The 24,907-nt window shown below is 61.2% G+C and carries 24 protein-coding genes; 22 read left to right on the top strand and 2 right to left on the bottom strand.

Translation table 11 applies throughout. The features are described from left to right. Positions 1-112 precede the first annotated feature (112 nt). The 4 genes from ASE26_RS25975 (at position 113) to ASE26_RS25990 (ending at position 5,670) form a co-directional block, all read left to right on the top strand. Positions 113-607, top strand: a complete 495-nt coding sequence (locus ASE26_RS25975) for a YqaA family protein (protein ID WP_055937899.1) — start codon at positions 113-115, stop codon at positions 605-607. 208 nt (positions 608-815) lie between these two features. Then, complete coding sequence (locus ASE26_RS25980) at positions 816-4,823, top strand: FAD/FMN-binding oxidoreductase (RefSeq protein WP_057247190.1); 4,008 nt, start codon at positions 816-818, stop codon at positions 4,821-4,823. After that, entirely contained in the window at positions 4,820-5,254 is a 435-nt protein-coding gene (locus ASE26_RS25985) for an HIT family protein (RefSeq protein ID WP_057247191.1), read from the top strand. The genes ASE26_RS25980 and ASE26_RS25985 overlap by 4 nt, the downstream gene beginning before the upstream one ends. After that, positions 5,251-5,670, top strand: coding sequence for a gamma-butyrobetaine hydroxylase-like domain-containing protein (locus ASE26_RS25990; protein WP_055937909.1), 420 nt, complete (start codon positions 5,251-5,253; stop codon positions 5,668-5,670). The genes ASE26_RS25985 and ASE26_RS25990 overlap by 4 nt, the downstream gene beginning before the upstream one ends. A 187-nt stretch (positions 5,671-5,857) precedes the next feature. Here the strand turns inward: ASE26_RS25990 and ASE26_RS25995 are convergent, their stop codons facing one another. After that, positions 5,858-6,181: a hypothetical protein gene (locus ASE26_RS25995; protein WP_156398190.1), complete on the bottom strand. Its 324-nt coding sequence runs from the start codon at positions 6,179-6,181 to the stop codon at positions 5,858-5,860. A 58-nt stretch (positions 6,182-6,239) separates the two neighbouring features. Between ASE26_RS25995 and ubiE the strand changes: the two genes are divergently transcribed. The 12 genes from ubiE to ASE26_RS26055 all read left to right on the top strand — a co-directional run bounded on the left by ubiE (position 6,240) and on the right by ASE26_RS26055 (position 18,021). Beyond that, complete coding sequence (ubiE, locus tag ASE26_RS26000) at positions 6,240-6,974, top strand: bifunctional demethylmenaquinone methyltransferase/2-methoxy-6-polyprenyl-1,4-benzoquinol methylase UbiE (RefSeq protein WP_055937912.1); 735 nt, start codon at positions 6,240-6,242, stop codon at positions 6,972-6,974. A gap of 11 nt (positions 6,975-6,985) precedes the next feature. Then, the gene (locus ASE26_RS26005; RefSeq protein WP_057247192.1) at positions 6,986-7,927 is read left to right on the top strand and encodes a Tim44 domain-containing protein; all 942 of its coding nucleotides are present in this window, start codon (positions 6,986-6,988) and stop codon (positions 7,925-7,927) included. 77 nt (positions 7,928-8,004) lie between these two features. After that, positions 8,005-8,613 (top strand): SCP2 domain-containing protein, encoded by a 609-nt coding sequence (locus ASE26_RS26010; RefSeq protein WP_229208211.1) that lies wholly within the window; start codon positions 8,005-8,007, stop codon positions 8,611-8,613. Beyond that, positions 8,610-10,169 (top strand): ubiquinone biosynthesis regulatory protein kinase UbiB, encoded by a 1,560-nt coding sequence (gene ubiB / locus ASE26_RS26015; protein WP_055937923.1) that lies wholly within the window; start codon positions 8,610-8,612, stop codon positions 10,167-10,169. The genes ASE26_RS26010 and ubiB overlap by 4 nt, the downstream gene beginning before the upstream one ends. Continuing rightward, positions 10,153-10,791 carry a methyltransferase gene (locus ASE26_RS26020; RefSeq protein ID WP_055937926.1) on the top strand — a complete coding sequence of 213 codons (639 nt, stop codon included), beginning with the start codon at positions 10,153-10,155 and terminating at the stop codon, positions 10,789-10,791. Before ubiB ends, ASE26_RS26020 begins: the two co-directional genes overlap by 17 nt. 33 nt (positions 10,792-10,824) lie before the next feature. Then, on the top strand, positions 10,825-11,106 hold the full coding sequence (locus ASE26_RS26025; RefSeq protein WP_055937929.1) for an FmdB family zinc ribbon protein: 282 nt from the start codon (positions 10,825-10,827) through the stop codon (positions 11,104-11,106). Positions 11,107-11,127: 21 nt separating this feature from the next. After that, complete coding sequence (locus ASE26_RS26030; protein WP_055937932.1) at positions 11,128-11,706, top strand: DUF502 domain-containing protein; 579 nt, start codon at positions 11,128-11,130, stop codon at positions 11,704-11,706. Between the two features lie 32 nt (positions 11,707-11,738). Continuing rightward, positions 11,739-13,538, top strand: a complete 1,800-nt coding sequence (gene aspS, locus ASE26_RS26035) for an aspartate--tRNA ligase (protein WP_055938547.1) — start codon at positions 11,739-11,741, stop codon at positions 13,536-13,538. A gap of 40 nt (positions 13,539-13,578) precedes the next feature. After that, entirely contained in the window at positions 13,579-14,028 is a 450-nt protein-coding gene (nudB, locus tag ASE26_RS26040) for a dihydroneopterin triphosphate diphosphatase (protein ID WP_057247194.1), read from the top strand. 79 nt (positions 14,029-14,107) lie between these two features. Then, complete coding sequence (locus ASE26_RS26045; protein WP_055937938.1) at positions 14,108-15,397, top strand: HD domain-containing phosphohydrolase; 1,290 nt, start codon at positions 14,108-14,110, stop codon at positions 15,395-15,397. Further along, a complete protein-coding gene (locus ASE26_RS26050) occupies positions 15,394-17,082 on the top strand; it encodes an ATP-binding protein (protein ID WP_307145424.1) in 1,689 nt (562 codons plus the stop codon). Before ASE26_RS26045 ends, ASE26_RS26050 begins: the two co-directional genes overlap by 4 nt. A gap of 33 nt (positions 17,083-17,115) precedes the next feature. Further along, a complete protein-coding gene (locus tag ASE26_RS26055; protein WP_162259202.1) occupies positions 17,116-18,021 on the top strand; it encodes a DUF3667 domain-containing protein in 906 nt (301 codons plus the stop codon). Here ASE26_RS26055 and ASE26_RS26060 read toward each other — a convergent pair. Beyond that, positions 18,014-18,727: a penicillin-insensitive murein endopeptidase gene (locus tag ASE26_RS26060; protein WP_229207303.1), complete on the bottom strand. Its 714-nt coding sequence runs from the start codon at positions 18,725-18,727 to the stop codon at positions 18,014-18,016. The genes ASE26_RS26055 and ASE26_RS26060 overlap by 8 nt on opposite strands. Before the next feature lie 74 nt (positions 18,728-18,801). Between ASE26_RS26060 and ASE26_RS26065 the strand changes: the two genes are divergently transcribed. From ASE26_RS26065 to ASE26_RS26090, 6 genes are all read left to right on the top strand, one after another. After that, on the top strand, positions 18,802-19,614 hold the full coding sequence (locus tag ASE26_RS26065) for an endonuclease/exonuclease/phosphatase family protein (protein WP_055937948.1): 813 nt from the start codon (positions 18,802-18,804) through the stop codon (positions 19,612-19,614). A 3-nt stretch (positions 19,615-19,617) separates the two neighbouring features. After that, entirely contained in the window at positions 19,618-20,781 is a 1,164-nt protein-coding gene (gene clsB, locus ASE26_RS26070) for a cardiolipin synthase ClsB (protein ID WP_057247196.1), read from the top strand. Beyond that, positions 20,778-21,158: an RNA-binding S4 domain-containing protein gene (locus ASE26_RS26075; RefSeq protein ID WP_057247197.1), complete on the top strand. Its 381-nt coding sequence runs from the start codon at positions 20,778-20,780 to the stop codon at positions 21,156-21,158. The genes clsB and ASE26_RS26075 overlap by 4 nt, the downstream gene beginning before the upstream one ends. A 93-nt stretch (positions 21,159-21,251) precedes the next feature. Further along, complete coding sequence (locus ASE26_RS26080) at positions 21,252-22,232, top strand: hypothetical protein (protein WP_156398191.1); 981 nt, start codon at positions 21,252-21,254, stop codon at positions 22,230-22,232. A 237-nt stretch (positions 22,233-22,469) separates the two neighbouring features. After that, on the top strand, positions 22,470-23,060 hold the full coding sequence (locus ASE26_RS26085; RefSeq protein ID WP_055937958.1) for a TetR/AcrR family transcriptional regulator: 591 nt from the start codon (positions 22,470-22,472) through the stop codon (positions 23,058-23,060). A gap of 56 nt (positions 23,061-23,116) precedes the next feature. Beyond that, positions 23,117-24,907: an acyl-CoA dehydrogenase C-terminal domain-containing protein gene (locus ASE26_RS26090; protein ID WP_057247198.1), complete on the top strand. Its 1,791-nt coding sequence runs from the start codon at positions 23,117-23,119 to the stop codon at positions 24,905-24,907.

A 24,907-nucleotide genomic window follows, 5' to 3' on the forward strand; every position in this document is an offset into this window, starting at 1 on the left:
AAAGACTGACAACGGCGGGTAACCGGAGGAGGTGCACGCCTGCCATGCGGGTATGCGGGTGGCAGGATGTCTAACGTGCTTTGAGCTTGGTACGGATGATTATAATTGACCCATGATTGAAAACGCTATTCGCTGGCTGCTGGACCTTATTGCGGCGCCAGAAGTGGGGCTGACGTCGGTGTTTATCATCAGTTTCGTCTCAGCCACACTGGTACCCCTGGGCTCGGAGCCCGCGGTCTTTGCCGTCTGCAAAGCCAACCCTGAACTGTTCTGGCCGGCCATTGCGGTCGCCACGGTGGGCAACACGCTGGGCGGGATGGTTGATTACTGGATCGGTTATTACGCCAAGAAAGCCTTCACCAAGGAACGTTCGAGCCGCTGGTTCGGCTGGCTGGCGCACCATGGGGCCAAGACCATGCTGCTGTCCTGGGTGCCTGGTATCGGCGACCCGCTGTGCACGCTGGGCGGCTGGCTGAAGCTGCCTTTCTGGCCGTCCGTCATGTATATGGCGATCGGCAAGCTGGCGCGCTACCTGACCATGACCTCCCTGCTGCTGTACGTGCCGGATGGCTTCTGGCGCTCGTTGGCCCACTCGCTGGGCGGGTGAACATTCCGCATGGCAGCGGGGTTGCAGAATTTCGGGTAGTTTGACGTGGAAACTTACAAACTAAATGTTGAATTATTTGCCTTTAGCGAAATTTAGTTCTTTGAATTGACGTTAACGGAACCCCGTTGGCCTCTAAGGCTGTTTCCATCTTGTGCGCCGCAATAAGATAGAATGTTCTGTCCCAGCGTCAGCCCCCCGTCCACGCAATATGAACGCACCAGCACAAATCCAGGCACTGCTCGCCGAATCGCCAGATGGTCACGCCCATACCCGCTTGCGGGAGATTCCGTACAACTACACTTCCTTCTCTGATCGCGAAATCGTGATCCGCCTGCTGGGCGAAGAGTCCTGGGCGTTGTTGGACGAACTGAGGGCCTCGCGCCAGACCGGCCGATCCGCGCGCATGCTGTACGAAGTGCTGGGCGATATCTGGGTCGTGCGCCGCAACCCCTACCTGCAGGATGACCTGCTGGACAATCCGAAGCGCCGCCAATCCCTGATCGATGCACTGCATCACCGTCTGGCGGAAGTTGACAAGCGCCGCAACACTGTCGACGCTGCAGCCGATACCGATTCGGAAAAGCGCAGCGGCAATGTGGAGAAGCTGCTGCGCGCCGCAAGCAAGGCAGTGGCCGACTTCGGCGAAGAATTCCGCCAGATGTACGACCTGCGCAAGCGCACGCAGAAGGTGCTGGGCAAATACACCGAGAAGCACAATATCTGCTTCGACGGCATGAAGCGTATCACCCACGTGACCGACGCCACCGACTGGCGCGTCGAGTACCCGTTCGTGGTGCTGACGCCGGACAGCGAAGATGAAATGGCAGGCCTGGTGAAAGGCTGTATCGAACTTGGCCTGACCATTATCCCGCGCGGCGGCGGCACCGGCTACACCGGCGGCGCGATTCCGCTGACGCCATTGTCGGCTGTCATCAACACCGAAAAGCTGCTCAAGCTGGGCGCCGTTGAAATGAAGGTGCTGCCAGGCCTGGACCGCGAATACGCGACCGTGCACTCGGAAGCAGGCGTCATTACCAACAAGGTCAGCGAAGCGGCGGAAAAAGCTGGCTTCGTGTTTGCGGTCGACCCGACTTCGGCCCACGCCTCCTGCATCGGCGGCAATATCGCCATGAACGCGGGCGGCAAGAAGGCTGTGCTGTGGGGCACCGCGCTGGACAACCTGGCCTCGTGGCGCATGGTCGACCCGAACGGCGACTGGCTGGAAGTCACGCGCCTGGACCACAACCTGTCCAAGATCCACGACACGCCGCTGGCGCGCTTCAAACTGGAGTGGACGCATCCGAACGGACGCGGCGAATCGAAAGGCGAGCCGTTCAAGACCGAGATCCTGGAAATCGAAGGCCGCAAGTTCCGCAAGGAAGGCCTGGGCAAGGACGTCACCGACAAATTCCTGGCCGGTCTGCCCGGCGTGCAGAAAGAGGGCACCGATGGCCTGATCACGTCCGCGCGCTGGATCCTGCACAAGATGCCGAAGTTCACGCGCACCGTCTGCCTGGAGTTCTTCGGTCAGGCGCGCGATGCGATCCCGTCGATCGTTGAGATCAAAGACTACCTGGATGGCCTGCCGGCACAGGGCGAGCAATTCACGACCATCCGCCTGGCTGGCCTGGAGCACCTCGACGAGCGCTACCTGCGCGCCGTCGGCTACGCCACCAAATCCAAGCGCGGCGTGCTGCCTAAGATGGCGCTGTTCGGCGACATCGTCGGTGACGATGAAAGCGCCGTGGCGCTGGCCGCATCCGAAGTGGTGCGCCTGGCGAATACGCGCGTCGGTGAAGGCTTCGTGGCCGTGAGCCCGGAAGCGCGCAAGAAATTCTGGCTGGACCGCGCCCGTACCGCGGCAATCGCGAAGCACACCAACGCCTTCAAGATCAATGAAGACGTGGTGATCCCGCTGAACCGCATGGGCGAGTACACCGACGGCATCGAGCGCATCAACATCGAGCTGTCTCTCAAGAACAAGCTGCAGCTGGCCCAGGAACTGCGCGCATTCCTGGTCGCCGACAAGCTCCCGATCGGCAAGAGCGACGACGCCACCGACGACAAGGTCGGCTACGACGAAATGCTGGGCGACCGCCAATCCCAGGCGCTGGCGCTGCTGGACCAGGTGCATGCACGCTGGACTTTCACCCTGGCCAACCTGGACAAGCCGCTGGCGGAAGTGCGCGCCGACTTGCTGGCGCTGGGCCTGCAGCACCTGGCTGGCGCCCTGGACGACCGCCTGCAGCACCAGCCGCAAGCGACCCTGTTCGACGTGGCGCAAGACCGCACCGTGCGTATCAGCTGGAAGCAGGAAATCCGCGCGCAACTGCGCCAGGTCTTCAACGGCGGCGCTTACAAGCAGATCCTCGATGAAGCGCAGGCGATCCACAAGCGCGTACTGCACGGCCGCGTCTTCGTGGCGCTGCACATGCACGCCGGCGATGGCAACGTGCACACCAACCTGCCGGTCAACTCGGACCACTACGAAATGCTGCAGGATGCGCACAAGGCAGTGGCACGCATCATGAAGCTGGCCCGCTCGCTGAACGGCGTGATCTCGGGTGAGCACGGCATCGGCATCACCAAGCTGGAATTCCTGACTGAAGACGAGATCGGCGAATTCCGCGAATACAAGAAACGCGTCGACCCGGAAGGCCGCTTCAACAAAGGCAAGCTGCTTAACTTGCCGGGCATGGAAGCGACCCTGCTGAATGCCTATACGCCTTCGTTCGGCCTGATGGGCCACGAATCGCTGATCATGCAGCAAAGCGATATCGGCGACATCGCCAACAGCGTGAAGGACTGCCTGCGCTGCGGCAAGTGCAAGCCGGTGTGCTCGACCCACGTGCCGCGCGCCAACCTGCTGTACTCGCCGCGCGACAAGATCCTTGCGACGTCGTCGCTGATCGAAGCCTTCCTGTACGAAGAGCAGACCCGCCGCGGCATTTCGATCCGGCACTGGGAAGAATTCGAAGACGTTGCCGACCACTGCACCGTATGCCACAAGTGCGAATCGCCATGCCCGGTCAATATCGACTTCGGCGATGTGTCGATGAATATGCGCAACCTGCTGCGCAAGATGGACAAGCGCTCCTTCAATCCGGGCAAGCGTGCGGCCATGTTCTTCCTGAATGCGACCGACCCGTCCACGATCCGCGCCACGCGCGAGGTGATGATGGGCTGGGGCTACAAGGCGCAGCGCCTGGGGCATGAAGTGTTCAAGACCGTCGCGCGCAAGCAGGCCAAGGCACCGCCGCCTACGGTCGGCAAACCGGCCGTGCGCGAGCAGGTGATTCACTTCGTGAACAAGAAAATGCCGGGCAACCTGCCGAAGAAGACGGCGCGGGCGCTGCTGGACATCGAAGACAACAAGATGATCCCGATCATTCGCGATCCGAAGAAGACCAATGCCAATAGCGAGGCCGTGTTCTACTTCCCGGGCTGCGGGTCGGAGCGGCTGTTCTCCCAGGTCGGCCTGGCCACGCAAGCCATGCTGTGGGATGTGGGGGTACAGACCGTGCTGCCGCCGGGCTACCTGTGCTGCGGCTATCCACAGCGCGGTGCAGGGGATTACGACAAGGCGGAGAAAATGGTGACGGACAATCGTGTCCTGTTCCACCGCATGGCAAATACGCTGAACTACCTGGATATCAAGACTGTGGTGGTGTCTTGCGGTACCTGCTACGACCAGTTGGCTGGCTACGAGTTCGAAAAAATCTTCCCTGGCTGCCGCATCATGGACATCCACGAGTACCTGCTGGAGAAGAACGTCAAGCTGGAAGGCGTGACCGGCACCCGCTACATGTATCACGATCCGTGCCACTCGCCGATGAAGATGCAGGATCCGCTGAAGACGGTGAACGCGCTGGTGTCCACGGTCGACAATGTGAAGATCGAAAAGAACGACCGCTGCTGCGGCGAGTCCGGCACGCTGGCTGCCGCCCGTCCGGATATTTCGACGCAGGTGCGCTTCCGCAAGGAACAGGAGATGGTGGCCGGCGCCGACAAGCTGCGCCAGGATTTCGATGGCGACGTGAAGATCCTGACCAGCTGCCCGGCATGCCTGCAAGGCCTGACCCGCTATAACGACGATTCCGGTACCACTGCCGACTACATCGTGGTCGAAATGGCCAAGCACAAGCTGGGCGACAACTGGCTGGTGGATTACGTGGCGCGCGCCAATGACGGCGGCATCGAAAGGGTGCTGGTATGACGATCAACTGCGACCTGTGCAAGCTGCTCGCCAATCCGCCTGCGGACGTGGTGATCTGGCATGACGACCGCCTGGCAGTGATCCTGGTCGACGAGCCGGGCTACCCGGGCTTCACGCGTGTAGTGTGGCACGACCACGTGCGCGAAATGACCGACCTGCCGCCGGCGGACCGCGACCACCTCATGCAGGCCGTCTGGGCGGTTGAGCAGGCGCAGCGCGCCACCATGGCGCCGCACAAGGTCAACGTGGCCAGCTTCGGCAACATGACGCCGCACGTGCATTGGCACGTCATCCCGCGCTACACTGACGACGCGCACTTCCCGAACCCGACCTGGGGCGCAAGGCAGCGCGAGCCTGACGCGGCCGCCATTGCGGCGCGTGCAGCCCTGCTGCCGGCCCTGCGTGCGGCTATCATCGAGAATCTGAAATGAAGAACCCAACCGGCCTGACAGTCCACAGCAAATCGCGCTACCTCGAAATCTCTTTCGACGATGACGCGAGCTTCAACATTCCGTTCGAGCTGCTGCGCGTGTATTCGCCGTCGGCGGAAGTGAAGGGGCACGGGCCGGGCCAGGAAGTACTGCAAGTCGGCAAGCGCGATGTCGCCATGACCAACCTCGAGCCGGTCGGCAATTACGCCGTCAAGCCGACCTTTGACGACGGCCACAATTCGGGCCTGTACACCTGGGATTACCTGTACGACCTGGGCGCCCGCATGGAGCACCACTGGGCCGACTACCTGAAACGCCTGGAAGCCGCCGGCTTCCCTGGCGACTCCGGCCGCGAAGCCGGCACCGTGCTGCCCGGCGCCGCCACCAAGGCCCACGGCTGCGGCCACCACCACTGAGCCAGTCCGGATCCAGATCCGGTGATGCGCGCGCGCAGGCGCCGCGGGCCGGCGGATCGGCCTGGCGCAGAGGATGGCGGTGTCGAGGTAGATCTTGCTGGGCATTGGGCCAGCTTGCGCTTGGCCCGAATGCCTGCTTTCGGATACGTCAAGAAATGGCGGCATGTTGCCGCCATTGAAAGAATGCTTAGTTGACCATCATTTTGCGGCGCTGGAACTCTTCATAGCGTTGCTGCTCGCGTTCCCAGATGTAGCGGAATGCGGCGCGGGCTTCCGGAGTCAGGCGACGGATGGCCTCAACATTGAAGGTCATCGGGTGCGGCTCAGCGGATGCCAGTGCACGCGATTGGGCGCGGGTGGCATCGATGAACTGCTTGGTGGCTTCGTCGATATCCGGGAAAAAAATGTCCGCGGGCAATTTTTGCTGAAGCTCCATCTGAAAATCTCCTAGTAAGACAAATCGTCTGAGCCATAAAACGACTCGTTGAGCATTCTGGTTGACAAGCGTCATCAAAATCTGTGCGCCACCCCACAAATGTATAATGCGGCAATTACAAGGCACCCTCAAAATGACCAATACCACCCATTTCGGTTATAAAACCGTCAACGAAGACGAGAAAGTCAAGGAAGTCGCCAAGGTCTTCCATTCCGTCGCGGCCAAGTACGACATCATGAACGACCTTCTGTCCGGCGGCCTGCACCGCATCTGGAAGGCTTTCACTATTGCTAACGCTGCCGTGCGGCCGGGCATGAAGGTGCTGGATATCGCGGGTGGTACCGGCGACCTGGCCAAGGCATTCGCCAAGGCGGCCGGAACGACCGGCGAGGTCTGGCTGACCGATATCAATGAATCGATGCTGCGCGTCGGCCGCGATCGCCTCTTGAATAAGGGCCTGGTGACCCCCACCTTGATTTGCGACGCGGAGAAGCTGCCATTCCCGGATAACTACTTCGACCGTGTCAGCGTGGCGTTCGGCCTGCGCAATATGACGCACAAGGATGTTGCTCTTTCTGAAATGCGCCGTGTGCTGAAGCCGGGCGGCAAATTGCTGGTGCTGGAATTCTCGAAAGTGGATCCGGTCTTGCAAAAACCATATGACTTTTATTCCTTCACGGTGTTGCCGTGGATGGGCCAGAAAGTGGCCAACGATTCGGAGAGCTATCGCTACCTGGCCGAGTCGATCCGCATGCACCCGGACCAGGAAACGCTGAAGACCATGATGCAGGCTGCGGGTCTTGAGCGCGTGCAGTACTACAACCTGACGGCCGGTGTGGCCGCTTTACACACCGGCATCAAAATGTGAGACGCCAAAAGATGAAAATGAAAAAATTCCTGGCCGGCGCGATGATCGCGCTGTCCGCAGTGAGCATGATGAGCGAGTTGTCCGCACGCCCGATGGGCGGCGGCAAGTCCTTCGGCCGCCAGTCGTCGGGCGTGAGCAGCATGCCGCGCCAGGCAGCTCCGGCGCCGGCACCAAGCGCCCCGAGCGCAGCGCCGACCGCCAACCGTCCTGCTGCCGCACCGACTCCTGCAGCGCCCGCACCGGCCCCTAAGCCAAGCATGTGGAAGGGCATCCTCGGCGGCGCACTGCTGGGCCTCGGCCTGGGCGCGCTGCTGTCGCACTTCGGCCTGGGCGGCGCCATGGCGTCGGCCATCAGCTCGATCCTGATGATCGCCCTGATCGGCGGCGTGATCTTCTTCATCGTCCGTATGCTGCGCCGTAAATCGCAGCCGGCGGCCCAGCCGGCATTCAGCGGCAGCTACAACGGCGGCAACGTGCACCAGATGCAGCCAGCGGCGTTCGAACCGGTGGCGCCTGCGGCCGGTGCAGCGCTGGCGGCGCCTGCCGCGGCGGAAGCGGCAGCGCATGCGCCTTGGGGTGTGCCGGCCGATTTTGATACCGCTGGCTTCCTGCGTGGGGCCAAGTCCAACTACATCCGCCTGCAAGCGGCATGGGACAAGGCAGACGTGGAAGATATCCGCACCTTCACCACGCCTGAAGTGTTTGCCGAGCTGCGCATGCAGATCCAGGAGCGCGGCGCGCAAGCCGAGTACACCGATGTGGTGGCAATCGAGGCTGAGCTGCTGGGCATCGAGAACGACGGCAACGATTCCCTGGCCAGCGTGAAGTTCTGGGGCAAGATGAAGCCTGCAGCCGATGCGCTGCCGGAACCATTCCAGGAAGTATGGAACCTGACCAAACCGCATAACGGCAAAACGGGCTGGATGCTGGCAGGTATCCAGCAGCTTGCGTGACCTGGCGCAGTAACTGGTAAGATCGAGACCGCCCTGGTTTTCCGGGGCGGTTTTGTTTTATTTGGACCGACCTGATTATGTTTCCATTTCCTACCAGGCTGCCCGGCCTCAGCATGCCGGCAGCCGCCACCGTCAACCACTTGCTGGCGCAAGAGCCTTGGGCGCGCACCGAACTCAAGCTGCACGCCGGCAAGGTCGCCGTGATCGACGCCAGTCCTGCTGTACTGCGCTTGCGCGTCACGCCGGACGGCATGGTGGAGGCGGCAGGCAGCGAGACGGGAGCTGCGGTGACGATTCGCCTGAAGCTGGGCGAGCTGCCGCTGATCGCGCAAAACCGCGAGCGCGCTTTTTCGTACGTACAGATCGAAGGCGACGCCGAATTTGCCAACGCCATTTCGCACCTGTCGCAATCGCTGCGTTGGGAAGCCGAGCATGACCTGGAGAAACTGGTGGGCCCGGTTGCTGCCGTGCGCCTGGTCCAGGGCGCCAAGGCATTGGTGGAGGGCGCGCGCAACGGCCAGCGCAAAGTGGCCGAGAATGTCGCGGAGTACTTCCTCGACGAAAACCCGCTGTTGATCCGCCCGTTGGTGGCGGAAAGCTTTGCGGCCGACGTGACCCGCTTCCGCGACGACGTGGAGCGCGCCAGCAAACGGCTGGAAAAACTCGAACAAAAACTGGCTAAATGATCCGCAAATTCCTCAGGCTGTTCAAGATCGTCCGTGTCTCCGTCCGTTACGGGCTGGACGAAATCGCCATTTCCGGCTTCGACAAGCCGCGCATCAGCAAATTCCTCGACATCGTTTTCTTCTGGCGCGACCTGTCGACGCCGCGCGCCGTGCGCCTGCGCCGCGCACTGGAGGAGCTGGGCCCGATCTTCGTCAAGTTCGGCCAGGTGCTGTCGACCCGCAGCGACCTGTTCCCGCTCGATATCGTGTCCGAGCTGTCCAAGCTGCAGGACCGTGTGCCGCCGTTCGATTCCGACCTGGCGATTGCGATGATCGAAGCGTCGCTGGGCGCCCATCCTGACGAATTGTTCGCGCGCTTCGAGCGCGTGCCGGTAGCTTCAGCCTCCATCGCCCAGGTGCACTTCGCTGCGCTGAAGGATGGCACGCAGGTGGCGGTGAAAGTGCTGCGTCCGGGCATGAAGAAACTGATCGACGAAGACGTCGCGCTGATGCATATCGCGGCCAACTTCATCAACCGGCTGTGGGCCGATTCCAAGCGCCTGAAGATCCAGGAAGTGGTGCAGGAATTCGACAAGTACCTGCATGATGAACTGGACCTGATGCGCGAGGCGGCCAATGCCAGCCAGCTGCGCCGCAATTTCGCCGAATCCAAGCTGCTGCTGGTGCCGGAGATGTATTGGGACTATTGCTCCAGCAACGTGATCGTGATGGAGCGCATGTACGGCATTCCGGTGTCGCAGATCGGACGCCTGGCCGAGGCCGGCGTGGACCTGAAAAAGCTGTCCTCGGATGGCGTGGAGATCTTCTTCACGCAGGTGTTCCGCGATGGCTTCTTCCACGCCGATATGCATCCGGGGAATATCCTGGTGTCGATCGAGCCTGAATCGTTTGGCCGCTACATCGCGCTGGACTTCGGCATCGTCGGCACGTTGAACGATTACGACAAGGATTACCTGTCGCAGAACTTCCTGGCCTTCTTCCGCCGCGACTACAAGCGCGTGGCGGAGGCGCATATCGAATCCGGCTGGGCGCCGAAAGAAACCCGTGTCGATGAACTGGAAGCCGCGGTGCGCGCTTGCTGCGAGCCGATCTTCGACCGTCCGCTGAAGGATATCTCGTTCGGCCAGGTGCTGCTGCGCCTGTTCCAGACCTCGCGCCGCTTCAATGTGGAAGTGCAGCCGCAACTGGTGCTGCTGCAAAAGACGCTGCTGAATATTGAAGGCCTGGGCCGCCAGCTCGATCCTGACCTGGATTTGTGGAAGACGGCCAAACCTTACCTGGAGCGCTGGATGGCGGAGCAGGTGGGCTGGCGCGGGCTGGTGGATCGCTTGAAGGCGGAAGCACCGCGCTATTCGCATATCTTCCCGCAATTGCCGCGCCTGGCGCACCAGGCGCTCACCGTCGCGGCGGAGCGGGATGTGGAAACCAAAGCTTTGCTGGCGCACCTGGTGGCGGAGCAGCGCCATACCAACCGCTTGCTGTCGTTCTTTGCGTTCTTTGTCGGGTCGTTTGTGGTGGGTGCGGTGGCGTTTGTGGCGTATGCCCGACTTCACTAACCGCGATCCGCGCACGGCGGAGTTTTGGGACCAGCGGTTTGAGGCGGCGTTTACTCCCTGGGATCGGGGCGGGGTGCCGGAGCAGCTCTCCGCCTGGCTGCAAACCGGTGGCCCGGTGTCTGGCCCACAGGGTCAGACACCGGGCCACCGGTTTTCGGTGTTGATCCCCGGCTGCGGCAGCGGCTACGAGCTGCAAGCCTTCTGCCAGGCCGGCTGGAACGCCACCGCCATCGACTTTTCCCCCTCCGCCGTTGTTGCGGCGCAACAAGCGCTGGGCCCCTGGCGCGAGCACGTGCTCGAGGCAGATTTTTTCGCTTACGCGCCGCAGCAGCCGCTGGACCTGGTCTACGAGCGCGCCTTCCTGTGCGCCATGCCGCGCGACATGTGGCCGCGCGTGGTGCAGCGCTGGGCGCAATTGTTGCCGGAAGGGGGCCTGCTGCTGGGCTACTTTTTCTTCGATGGCAATCCAAAAGGCCCGCCCTTCGGCGCCGAGCGCGAGCAGCTGGCGCAGTTAATGAGTGCTCACTTTGATCTCGAGCAGGACGCGCCGGTAAGCGATTCCATCCCGGTATTCCAGGGCAAGGAGCGCTGGATGGCCTGGCGCCGGAAAAAAGCTTTATAATTCAGGGTTTTGATGTTTTTTGCGGAGTAATCGATGCCTATCTACGCTTACCGCTGCGAGGAATGTGGCTTTGCCAAGGATGTGCTGCAAAAGATCTCCGATCCGCAGCTCACGGATTGCCCTTCCTGCGGCAAGTCCACCTTTAAGAAGCAACTGACCGCGGCCGGCTTCCAACTCAAGGGCACCGGCTGGTACGTAACCGATTTCCGTGGCGGCACCGCCCCGGCAACCGGCGTTGCCAGCACGGCCAAATCCGAAGCCCCGGCAGCCGCCGCCCCGGCGCCTGCGCCGGCAAAGTCCACCAGCGAGGCGTAATTCCCCCGCACAAGGAACACGATGCGTAAATATTTCATTACCGGCTTGCTGGTCCTGGTACCGTTGTCGATCACGGCCTGGGTGCTGCACCTGGTGATCTCCACCATGGACCAGTCGCTGTTGCTGATCCCGGAGAAATGGCTGCCGGATGACCGTCGCCCATCGGGCCTGGGCACTATCCTGACCGTGGCGATCGTATTCCTGACCGGCCTGCTGACCAATAACCTGGTCGGCAATTTCATGATCCGCCAATGGGAAAAGCTGCTGCATCGCATTCCTGTGGTCAGCTCACTGTACGGCAGCGTGAAGCAGGTTTCGGACACCTTGTTCTCCGAATCCGGCAATGCTTTCCGCAAGGCGGTGCTGGTGCAATATCCGCATGCCGGCTCGCGCACGATCGGTTTCCTGACCGGCGCGCCGGCGACCGAAGTGCAGAAGCACCTGGACGGTGAATACATCAGCGTCTACGTGCCAACCACGCCGAACCCGACTTCCGGCTTCTTTTTGATGTTGCCGAAAAAAGATGTAATCGAGCTCGACATGAGCGTCGATGCCGCACTGAAGTACATCGTTTCGATGGGCGTTGTCGTCCCTGAATAAAACTTAACCTGAAACTGAGAATCAATATGTCCATGCGTACTGAATACTGCGGCCTCGTAACCGAAGCCCTCATCGGCCAAACCGTCAGCCTGTGCGGCTGGGTGCACCGTCGCCGCGACCACGGCGGCGTGATCTTCATCGACCTGCGCGACCGCGAAGGCCTGGTGCAGGTGGTCTGCAACCCGGAACAGGCGGAAGTGTTCTCCGTCGCCGAATCCGTGCGTAACGAGTACTGCCTGCGCATCACCGGCACCGTGAAAGACCGCCTGGCCGGCACCGTCAACAACAACCTGAAGTCGGGCAAGATCGAAGTCGTTGCCGCCAAGGTGGAAGTGCTGAACGCCTCCGTGCCTGTTCCCTTCCAGCTGGACGACGACAACCTGTCCGAAACCACCCGCCTGACCCACCGCGTGCTGGACCTGCGCCGTCCTCAGATGCAGAACAACCTGCGCCTGCGCTACAAGGTCTCGATGGAAGTGCGCAAGTACCTGGACAACCTGGGCTTCATCGATATCGAAACCCCGGTGCTGACCAAGTCCACTCCGGAAGGCGCACGCGACTACCTGGTGCCATCGCGTGTGAACGCGCACGAATTCTTCGCGCTGCCGCAGTCGCCACAGCTGTTCAAGCAGCTGCTGATGGTCGCCAACTTCGACCGTTACTACCAGATCACCAAGTGCTTCCGCGACGAAGACCTGCGTGCCGATCGCCAGCCTGAATTCACCCAGATCGACTGCGAAACCTCGTTCCTGACCGAACAGGAGATCCGCGACCTGTTCGAGACCATGATCCGCAACGTGTTCAAGAACACCATGGACGTGGACCTGCCAAACCCGTTCCCGGTGATGGACTTCGCCGAAGCCATGGGCAAGTACGGTTCGGACAAGCCGGACATGCGCGTCCAGCTGGAATTCACCGAACTGACCGACATCATGACCAACGTCGAGTCGAAGATCTTCTCCAGCGCCGCCAACCTGAGCAACGGCCGCGTGGTCGGCATGCGCGTGCCGAAAGGCGGCTCCATGTCGCGCTCCGAGATCGATGCATACACCCAGTTCGTTGCCATCTACGGCGCGAAAGGCCTGGCTTACATCAAGGTCAACGAAAAGGCCAAAGGCCGTGATGGCCTGCAGTCGCCAATCGTCAAGTCGCTGGACGACGCAACGCTGGCTACCATCCTGGAGCGCACCGGCGCACAGGACGGCGACCTGATCTTCTTCGGCGCCGACAAGGCAAAGGTTGTGAACGATGCGATCGGCGCGCTGCGCGTGAAGGTCGGCCACTCCGAGTTCGGCAAGGCCAACGGCCTGTTCAACGACGTGTGGGCGCCGCTGTGGGTGATCGACTTCCCGATGTTCGAATACGACGAAGAAGACGACCGCTGGACCGCAACCCACCACCCATTCACTTCGCCAAAAGACGGCCACGAAGACATGCTGGAAACCAATCCAGGCGCATGTATCGCCAAGGCCTACGACATGGTGCTGAACGGCTGGGAACTGGGCGGCGGCTCGATCCGTATCCACCGCGAAGAAGTGCAGTCGAAAGTGTTCCGCGCACTGAAGATCGGTGCCGAGGAAGCGCGCGAGAAGTTCGGTTTCCTGCTGGACGCACTGCAGTACGGCGCGCCTCCGCACGGCGGCCTGGCATTCGGCCTGGATCGTATCGTGACCCTGATGACCAAGTCCGATTCGATCCGCGACGTGATCGCCTTCCCGAAAACCCAGCGCGCACAGTGCCTGCTGACCCAGGCTCCTTCGCCGGTCGACGAGAAGCAATTGCGTGAACTGCATATCCGCCTGCGTTCGGCCGAGCCGAAAGTAGCCGGCTAATCTGCTGCAAAGGGCGGGCCGCAAAGCCCGCCTTTTTTACATGAAGCCCTACAAAATCCCGGAATCCGTCCTGGTGGTGATCCATACCGCCGACATGGAAGTGCTCCTGATCGAGCGCGCCGGCAATCCCGGCTACTGGCAATCCGTCACCGGCTCGAAGGACGCCGTCGACGAGCCCCTGCTCACCACCGCCACCCGCGAACTGTTCGAAGAAACCGGCATTGTTGCCGACGGCAGGGGCATCGTGCTGCGCGACTGGGGGCTGCAGAACATCTACGAAATCTACCCGGTCTGGCGCCACCGCTACGAACCCGGCGTGACGCACAACCTGGAACATATTTTCAGCGTGCAGGTGCCGTGCAACGTGCCCATCATGCTGAGCCCGCGCGAACATACCGCCCACGTCTGGCTGCCCTACCTCGAAGCTGCCGACCGCTGCTTCTCCCCCTCCAACGCCGAAGCAATCCTGCAACTGCCGCAGCACTTATAACTTGCAATTTGCTTGTTAATTGCACCCGGCTCGTTGTGGCTATAATCGGACATCGACTGTCACGCTGGGGGCGCACGCCATGCCGGAGACTCAGGATATCCTTCTGGAACAGTTGCAGGTCGGCTTATACGTCCACCTCGACTTGAAGTGGTTCGAGCATCCTTTTGCATTCAGCCATTTCAAGATCAAGTCGCAGGAGCAGATCCACCAGCTGCGCAGCCTGGGCTTGCACAAGATCCGCATCGACCCCGCCCTGAGCGATGTCCAGCCTGCCGCGATGCCGGTCGAGGCGTCGGCAGCCGCTGCCATGGAGTCGGCCGGCAAACCGCAAGCGCCGGCTCCCGAATCCCCTGAGCTTGCCGCCAAGCGCGCCATGATGGAACGCATGCGCCAGCAGCGCGAGAACGCGGCCCGCATCGAGCACGCCTTCGTCGATACTGCGCGCGCCATGAAGGACATGGAGAAGAACATCTTCGCGCGCCCGGCCGAGAACCTGCAAAAGGCGAGCGAGATGATCGGCAAGATTGCCGACTCCATCCTGAGCGCGCCGGAGTTGGCGATCCACGTCATGGGCGACCGCACCGGGGGCGAAGAAATCTACCTGCACTCGCTCAACGTCACCATGCTGTCGATGATGATCGCGCGCGACATCAAGCTGCCGCGCGAAGTGGCGGGGGCGATGGGTGTCGGCTCCATGTTCCATGACCTTGGCGTACGCAATATCCCCGACAAGGTGCTGACCAAGGCGGAAGCGTGGACGCATTCCGAGCAGAACATGTACGAGACCCATTGCGCGGTCGGGACCGAAATGGGGCAGCAGCTCAAGTTTCCCGCCGCCGCCGTGGCCATCGTGCGCGACCACCACGAGATGTTCGATGGCAGCGGCTACCCGCGCCATCTGAAGGGCGAGGAAATCGGCGTATTGGCGCGCATTGTTGGAATCGCCAACTACTACGACCGCCTGTGCAATCCGGTTAACGGCACGCCCGGCTTGACCCCGCACGAAGCGCTGTCGCTGATGTTCGCCAAGAACCGCGGCAAGTTCGATCCCAAGCTGCTGCAGGTGTTCATCCGCTGCCTGGGCGTGTACCCGCCGGGCACCATCGTACAGCTATCGAACGGCGCCACCGGCATGGTGGCCACCGTCAACACCGAGAAACCGAACAAGCCGGAACTCGTCGTGTATGAAGCGGGCGTGCCGCGCGAGGATGCCATCATGGTCGACATGGCCCTGGAGAGCGACCTGAATATCGTACGCGCCATCAAGCCTGCGCAAGTGCCGAAGGAAATCTACGCTTACCTTAGTCCGCGCAAACGGGTCAGCTACTACTTCGACGCCACCAAGCCGGGCCAGGGAGCTGCCGGGTGATCTCCGAACTACGCCAGCTGATGCTCGACCACAGCCCGCATATGATGCTGCTGGTCGATCCCAGCGACCTGCGCATCATCGTCGCCAACCAGGTGGCAGAGCATGTGCTTGGCTACTCGGGAGCGCAGCTGGTTGAAATGCAGATTACCGATATCGAGAGCTCGCTTCAGGACGTGTTTTACTGGGAAGATGTGCGCGGCGGCCACTTCCAGGATATCGACGCGCAGGAAGGCGAATACCAGCGCGCCGATGGCACCCAGATCATGGTCATGAAGTCGCTGCGCGTGCTGCGCCACGAAGAGCGCTGGCTGATCCTGATCCTGGCCCGCGATGCCCGGCAGGAACGCAAGGTTGAGGACGTGCTTGAACAAACCCTGTCGCAGCTGCGCACCACGCTGGAAGCGACCGGTAATGGCATCCTGGTGATCGACTGGCACAACAAGATCGCCAGCATGAACCGTCAGTTCAGCGAGATGTGGCACATCCCGGATGCCTTCCTCAAGAACGGCAACGATGCCGCCATCCTTGAATTCCTGACGGCGAACGTGGTGGAGCAGGAAGTGTGCCGCGAACGGCTGCAGCAAGTCAGCGACCCGCACGAGACGCTGGACCAGCTGCATCTGCAGGATGGCCGCGTATTTGAATGCCGCTCACGCCCACAATTCCTCGGTGAGCGCATAATCGGCCGCGTGTTCGGCTTCCTGGACACCACGGAGCGCGAGCATGCCGAACAGGCTCTGCGCGAATCGCGCGACCAGCTGGAGAGCCGCGTACACGAACGCACGCTGGCACTGCAGATGGCCAACATCACGCTGGAGGGCGAGAAGACGCGCCAGGCCGACTTGATCCGCAAGCTGGGCGAGGCGCAGAACCAGCTCCTGCAATCGGAGAAGATGGCTTCCATCGGCGTGCTGGCGGCCGGCGTGGCGCACGAGATCAACAATCCGGTCGGCTTCGTCAATTCCAACCTGAGCAGCCTGCAGCGCTATATGCAGTCCTTGATGCGCCTGCTCGACGCTTATGAGGCGCGCGAAGAGCACCTGCCGGAAAACGACCGCGGCGAGCTGAATGCCCTGCGCAAGGAGATCGATGCGGACTACCTGCGCGAAGACCTGGGCAGCCTGCTGTCGGAATCGATGGATGGCCTGGACCGCATCAAACGCATCGTGCAGGACATGAAAGACTTCTCTCATGCAGGCGGCGGCGACGTGCTGGTGGCCAACCTTGAAACGGGCCTGGACAGTACGCTGAACGTGGTCTGGAATGAAATCAAATACAAGGCGGAAGTCGTGAAGGAATACGGCGGCGTGCCGGAAATCGAATGCATCCCGTCGCAGCTGAACCAGGTGTTCATGAACCTGCTGGTCAACGCCGCGCACGCCATCGAGAACCGCGGCCGCATTACGGTGCGCACCAGTTATGAAAACGAGATGGTGACCGTGTCGGTGAGCGATACCGGCGGCGGCATCGCGGCCGAGAACCTGGGACGCATCTTCGAACCCTTCTTCACCACCAAGCCGGTCGGGAAAGGGACGGGGCTGGGCTTGTCGCTGTCTTACAGCATCGTGCAAAAGCACGGCGGCCGCATCGAGGTCGATAGCGAGATCGGGAGCGGTACCACCTTCCGTGTGATCCTGCCGCGACAGATGTCGCCCGCCGCCGAGGAAAATGATGTTGTAAATTGACTAATTGGCGCGCATCTGGCTAAGATGCCGCGCATGAAGAGACTGTTCCATCCGGGGCTACGCGCCAACACCGTCCGTCCGCCGCAGTCTGGCGAGTGCCACAACTGCCATGCCCCGGTGCCCGAAAAATTCTGCGGCCAGTGTGGCCAGCCCGGCCACGTGCATGTCGCCAGCGCGCACGAATTCATTCATCACTTCATCGGACATTACGTCGCCGCCGAGGGCAAGTTGTGGGCCACGCTGGGCTTGCTGTTTTTCCGGCCGGGGCAGTTGACGCTTGAATTCATCCAGGGAAGACGCGGCCGCTATATCGATCCCCTGCGGCTGTTGCTGACGATCTCGCTGGTCGCTTTCCTTTGCCTGAAAGTGATTCCCGCCATTGACCCGGCGCCCGGCAAGAAGGCGGTGCCTGAGGCGGCGCAGGCGCAAAATGCCGTGCCCCATGAGGCCATGCCGCCTTTGCAGCTGCTGGTGGTCAAGGCCTTCAGGTGGGGAAGTGCGTCATTTGCCACGAACTTCGAGCATTACCAGGCGCTCTCAAGCCACCAGCGAAATGAGGCTTTCTTCAAACTGTGGCTTGCAAAGGGGCCGACCGTGGCGCTGCTGCTGATCCCATTGATAGCGGTTTGGCTGAAGCTTGTCCACCTTGGCAATGGGTGGCGCTACGGCGAGCACCTGGTGTTCGCCATGCACCTGCTCGCATTCTCACTGGCCGGGCTGACATTGGGGATCGCGCTTGCCCCGCTCGCTGATGCCGCATGGATGGCCGCGCTTGTCGCCATTCCATTGTATTTACTTTGGGCGATGCGCAGGGTGTATGGCGGCGGCCTGGTGTTGCTGCTGCGCTGGGGAGCGGCAGCCTGCCTGACGGCGTATTCCTTCAAGGTCTTGATGTGGATGGTCTTTTACGGAGGCCTGGCAATGTCGCCTGTCACTTGAGGCAGGGGACGGCGAAATCGACGTGGTAATGCTCGTCATGCCGCACCCACGGCTTGCCCTTCATGAAGTTCAGCTTCTTTAGCGCCGCGCCGCGCGGCGTGGCGAACAGGCGCGGCAGGTAGGCGGTGTCGAAGATGACCTGCGCGATGCCGCGGCCACGCGCCCGGGCGGCCTGGTCGAGCTGGTACAAGTGCTCGGCCATCGCGGTAAAGTCGATGCTGTATTCGCCATAGCGCGCCGTGCGGTCGAATTCGATGTCGTAGCCGAAGTGCTGGGTAGCCGGCGTTGGCAGGCGTGCAGGAAGGCCGTCCCTGCCGTGCACCGGCACGAAGAAGTCGACCGACAGGCCATTCTGGTGCGTGCGGTGGGGGCGGAAGCGGCCGCCATACTCGTTGCCTGTTTCACCGTAGACATATTGTGCTTTTGGCGCCGCAAGCTCGAGCTTCGCATAGGCTTCGAGGATAATCGCCGACACTTCGCTGTGCACATGGTTGCGCCGCATGGCGACCGCGACCGGGCTGTAGGCCGTGAAGTTGGCACCCTCAGGCGGCAACTGGACGCTGCCTTCAATGCTGCCGCGATTAACTGTGCCGTGGCAATTGCTGGCGGCCGTGGCGCCTGGTGCAATGGCTGCCATGCCCCAGGCGCACATCGCCAGCAGAAAAGCTTTCGATGCAGAAGGGAAGGTAGTGTGTCGTTCGGTCATGGGGCATGACTATAAAGCAATTCCCAGCACTTTTGACAGGGAGCAAGCCGGGCAGTTGGGGTTAGAATGTTCCCATGATGATTCGCGTTGCCACATACAATATCCACAAAGGCGTCTCGTACCGTAGCCATCCACGGGTGCACGCCTTGCGCCATGCGATTGAAGCCTTCCATGCCGACCTGGTGTTCCTGCAGGAAGTGCAGGGCCAGCACGACCGGATCGAGGCCCGTTATGGCGAGGAAAGCCAGGGCCACCGGCACTGGCCGAAAAAAGCCCAGCATGAATTCTTTGCGGGTGAATCGCACCAGTCCGTTTACGGCATGAATGCGCAATACGACCATGGCCACCACGGCAATGCCCTGCTCAGCAAATACCCGATTGCACGCTGGACCAATACTGATATTTCCGACCACGCCTATGAATCGCGCGGCATCCTGCATTCGGTGGTGGAGACGGATGGCAAGCGGGTGCACTGTTACGTGATCCACCTTGGCCTGTTCGAGCGCAGCCGGGTGCGCCAGGCGGAGATCCTGATTGAGGCGGTGCGCAGTTCGGCGCCGGATGGCGAGCCGGTCATCATCGCCGGCGACTTCAACGACTGGCGCAATACCCTGACGGACAAGCTGCAAAGCGCACTCGGCGTGCGCGAAGTATTCGACGAGATCAATCACGGCCATCCGGTAGGCGACCTGGTGCGCACTTTGGCGCGGCGCAAAGCCTCCCAGCGCCCGGCCCGCACCTTCCCGGCAGCCTTGCCATTTTTCAGGTTGGACCGCATCTATGTGCGGGGCTTCAAGGTAGAATCCGCGGAAGTCCTGCATGGCCCGCTGTGGGCCAGGCTGTCGGATCATGCGCCCATCGTGGCGAACCTGAAACTGGTTTCCTGACACATGCGTCACGTTGATTTTCTGGCCGATAACGAAGTCAAACTCCTGCACTGCGGTACCGATTATTTTCCGGCACTGGTCGCGGCTATCGAAGCTGCCCAGTTTGAAATCTATTTCGAGACCTATATCTTTGCCGAGGACGAGACCGGCAAGCGCGTGATGGCCGCGCTCAAGGCGGCTGCGCAGCGCGGCGTCGTCGTGCGCATGATTACCGACTGGTTCGGCACCGGCCACAAGCCCGCCTACCGCCTGCATGCCGAGGTCACGGCGGCTGGCGTCGAGCATCGCATCTTCAATCCCTGGTTCCGGCGCGGCGTCACGCGCACCCACCGCAAGATCTGCGTGGTGGACGCCCAGGTGGCCTTTGTCGGCGGCATCAATATCAACGACGATATGTTTACCGACTACGACCACAACAAGGCGCTGGAGGCGCCGCGCTGGGACTTTGCGGTCGCAGTGCGCGGGCCGCTGGTCGAGTCCATCCATAGCGAGGCGGAAACGCAGTGGACCCGCCTGGGCCATATGAACTTCGTCAAGCGCCTGACCCTGTTCAACGAGGTGCGCAAACTGAACAAGATCGCGCGCCTGAGCACGATGCAGGCCGGGTTCGTCGTGCGCGACAACCTGCGTAACAGGCGCACCATCCAGCGCGCGTACCTGCAGGCGCTGGGCAGGGCGAAGAAGAGCGTACTGCTGGCCAATCCTTATTTTGCGCCGGGACGTAAATTCCGCCGCGCCCTGGCGGCGACTGCGCAGCGCGGGGTGGATGTGGTGCTGTTGATCGGCGTCGGCGAATTCTGGCTGCAGGATGCGGTGGCGCATTCCTTCTATCCCAAGCTGCTGGAGGCGGGCGTCAAGGTGGTGGAATACCGCAAGACGCAGCTGCACGCCAAGGTGGCCGTGATCGACGATGACTGGGCGACCGTTGGCTCCTCCAATGTGGACGGGCTGAGCCTGTTCCTCAACCAGGAAGCGAATGTGGTCATCAAGGACGCCGCATTTGCGCGTTCGCTGCGGGCCAAGATCGAGCAGGCGATTGCCGATGGGGTGGTGATCCACCAGCAGGATTTCGAACATGTCGGGCGCTTCCGGCGGGTAGGTTACGAAGTGGCGTACTTCTTCTACCGCACGCTGATGCGCATTTTTGCGGTAGGGAAGTACACATGAGTGACGTAAGAGTGGACAAATGGCTGTGGGCGGCGCGCTTCTTCAAGACGCGCCAGCTGGCCATCGACGCCATCGACAAAGGCAAGGTGAAGTTATCAAATGGCGAACGCATCAAGCCTTCGCGCAATGCGAAGCTGGGCGAGCGCCTGCATATCGATAATGGCGCGGATGAGTGGGACGTGCTGGTGGTCGGGATTTCCGGCAAGCGCGAAGGAGCGCCAATTGCCCGCCTGCTCTATGAAGAGAGCGAAGAATCGCTGGCGCGCCGCGCCGCCCTGATCGAGCGCAGGAAGATGTTCCCCGAACCCTTTGCCGACAACAAAGGCCGTCCGACCAAGCGCGACCGCCGCGCCTGGGAACGAGCAACTGGTGAATGAAAAGTCGGGGTCAGGTCTGGCAATCGGACATTGCGCGAAGCGCGAAGCTCCTCGAGAAGCCAGACCTGACCCCGACTTTCACGAGGATATTCCATGAATCAAATAGCCCTGCATTTTTTGGAAACCTATGCCAGCAATCGTGAGGTTGAGGGGGGATGGTTGTTTGGCAAAGCACTGCAACAGGCTCAACTCGATTATTCCGACAAGAGTCTTTGGCGCCTGGATCAATTGCTGACCCAGATTCAGGAGCGTGCGAAACCGTCGCGCGAGAAAGTACAGGATACGCTGGAAGGGCGCAATTTCTGCTCGCTCATCGCCTATTACCTGATCGAACTCGTGAGCCGTCGCACCGGCGCTTCGTTTGATTGGCACGATCGCGCCTCAGCGCTGGATGCGTTGCCGATAGGAAGCCAACTGCCGGACGATGGCTTCGCGCGCCTGGTTTCGATGGCGCCGGACCAGGGCGCGGCGTTCCTGCCGCTCGGCTGGCTCGAGGCAAGGCTGCTGGGCGACGGCCCGCAGCTCAGCGCCGATGATTATGTCAATAGTCTGGTGGCGCAGGTGGAGCGTAATGGGCCGGTTGTGTGGTGGACCGGCATGCATGCGCTAGGCCGAATGGCGTCCTGGCAGATGATGATGGCGGCCGATGGCGGGATGGTCTGGCCGGTGCGCCTGACTTCCAAAGCCCCGAATTCCTGGATTTCATCGGCTTTCTCCGGGCGCGATGTCGGCGAAGTCCTGGAATCAGGTGGCCGTATTCTTGAGGAAAATCCCGAAGGCACGGCTTGGCAGGTATTCAGTTATGACGGCGTGGCGGACCTCAAATCCGGACCAAGCGATGCGATTATGGTGCTCCTGTATACCTACGGGCCTTCGCCAATGAAGCTGAAAATTGCCTTCCCTTACCGGCCGGCCAAGGCTGGTGGCCCATTCGCGATCCTGGATCCCCGGCTTCTTGGCGCCAATCTGGAGGACGCTCAGATTGAACGATTGAATGGCGCGCTGGAGCAGGGCATCCAGAGCATCAAGTGGCCGTTCGGGACAAGCTGGGACCAGCTGCGCGCAGCTGGATGACCAGCAGGAAATGTCCACTTCCGTTCCTGACCCCATGGCGGACATTTGCTGCGGCGCAACAATAGAGGTGCACTTCTAGTAGTGCCGTTTGACTTTCGCCACACGCTGGATAATAGTACGAACGTTCGCAAAACTTTTCACCAGCGGCCGATCTGTTAGAGCGAGAATAAGGTTTTTCCTTCTTTCTGGATGGGTCCAAAAGTGAGTGGCACTCTTGTAAATACACCAACTAAATTCATGCGCAAAGGCGAAATGACCCGTGCGGCCATCCTCGATGTGGCCCTCGATCTGGCAAGCCGTGACGGCCTTGAAGGCCTCACCATTGGTTTGCTCGCCGACAAGATGAACATGAGTAAGTCCGGTGTGTTCGCGCACTTTGGTTCGCGAGAAGATTTGCAGATTGAAGTCCTGAAGCTGTATCACCATCGCTTCGAGCAGGAAGTGTTTTACCCGGCGATGAAGGAGGCCCGTGGCCTGCCTCGCCTGCGCGCCATGTTTGCCAACTGGATCAAACGTGTGAGCGTGGAAATCGCCTCGGGCTGCATCTATATCAGTGGCGCCGTTGAATATGACGACCGCCCTGGCCCGATCCGCGAAGAGCTGCTGGCAATGGTCGGCGCGTGGCAGGCAGCATTGCTGCGTTGCGTGCGCCAGGCTATCGACAACGGCGACTTGCGGCCCGATACCGATGCTTCCCAGCTTGTGTACGAGATGTATGGCCTGATATTGGCCCTGCACCACGAGGCGCGCTTCATGCGCACTCCTGGCAGCGTGGACCGGGCAGGCGTGGGCTTCAACCGACTGATCGAGAACTATCAACCATCCTAAGGCTGCGTTTCGCAGCAGCCGAGCAAACATAACCTTTTAGCTATCTGGAGAATAAAATGGGTCAATACGTCGCGCCAATCCGTGATATGCAGTTCGTACTGCATGAACTGCTGAAGGTGGAAGAGAAGCTGAAAGAGCTGCCTCCTCACGCCGAAACCGACGCGGACATCATCAACCAGGTGCTGGAAGAAGGCGCCAAGTTCACCTCCGAAGTGCTGTTCCCGCTGAACCACTCGGGCGACCGCGAAGGCTGCCACCACGATGCAGCGGCCAAGACTGTGACCACTCCAAAGGGCTTCAAGGAAGCTTACGCTCAGTACGTTGAAGGCGGCTGGGCTGCGCTGGCTTGCGATCCTGACTTCGGCGGCCAGGGCCTGCCTATCGTCCTGAACAACTCGTTCTACGAGATGCTGAACTCGGCCAACCAGGCATGGACCATGTATCCAGGCCTGTCGCACGGCGCCTACGAGTGCCTGAAAGAACACGGCACCGACGAACAGAAGAAGACCTACCTGCCTAAGCTGGTTTCCGGCGAGTGGACCGGCACCATGTGCCTGACCGAGCCACACTGCGGCACCGACCTGGGGATGCTGCGCTCGAAAGCCATCCCTAACACCGACGGCTCGTGGGACATCACCGGCGCCAAGATCTTCATCTCGGCCGGCGAACACGATATGGCTGAAAACATCCTGCACCTGGTGCTGGCTCGCGTACCGGACGCACCGGAAGGCTCGAAGGGCATCTCCCTGTTCCTGGTGCCTAAGTTCATCCCTAACGCGGACGGTTCGATCGGCGAGCGCAACCCGATCTTCTGCGGCGCGATCGAAGAGAAAATGGGCATCCACGGCAACTCGACCTGCCAGATGAACCTGGACGGCGCAAAAGGCTGGATCATCGGCCAGCCGAACAAGGGCCTGAACGCGATGTTCGTGTTCATGAACGCTGCCCGCCTGGGCGTAGGCGTGCAGTCCCTGGGCCTGACCGAAGTGGCTTACCAGAACGCGCTGGTGTACGCAAAAGACCGCCTGCAGATGCGCTCCCTGTCCGGCGTGAAGAACCCGGAAGGTCCTGCCGACCCGATCATCGTGCACCCTGACGTGCGCCGCATGCTGCTGACCGGCAAAGCCTACGCTGAAGGCGCGCGTGCTTTCGCTTCCTACGTGGCACTGCAGATCGACCGCGAACTGCACCACCCTGACGCCGATGTGCGCAAGGAAGCCGGCGACGAAGTAGCCCTGCTGACCCCGATCATCAAGGCCTTCATTACCGACAACGCATGGATCGCCACTTCCGACGCCATGCAGGTGTACGGCGGCCACGGCTACATCTCCGAATGGGGCATGGAGCAGTACGTGCGCGACGCGCGCATCAACCTGATTTACGAAGGCACCAACACCGTGCAGTCGCTGGACCTGCTGGGCCGTAAGATCCTGATGGACAACGGCGCCAAACTGCGCAAGTTCGGCGAGAAAGTGCGCGCCTTCGTGGAAGAAAACGGCACCGACGAAGCGATGTCCGAATTCGTCACCCCGCTGGGCGACCTGGGCGAGAAGCTGACCAAGCTGACCATGGAAATCGGCATGAAGGCCTTCCAGAACCAGGACGAAGTGGGCGCCGCCGCCGTGCCTTACCTGCGCGTCGCCGGTCACCTGGTGTACTCCTACTTCTTCGCACAGATGGCGAAGATCGCCCTGGAAAAAGAAGCGTCGGGCGACAAGTTCTACACCTCGAAACTGGCAACCATCCGCTTCTACTTCGGCCGCCTGTACCCAGAAACCGCAACCCTGATCCGCCAGGCTCGTTCCGGCGCCGCCAACCTGATGGCCCTGGATGCTGACCTGTTCTAA

This window comes from Duganella sp. Root198D2, assembly GCF_001428585.1.
GTDB lineage: Bacteria > Pseudomonadota > Gammaproteobacteria > Burkholderiales > Burkholderiaceae_D > Rugamonas.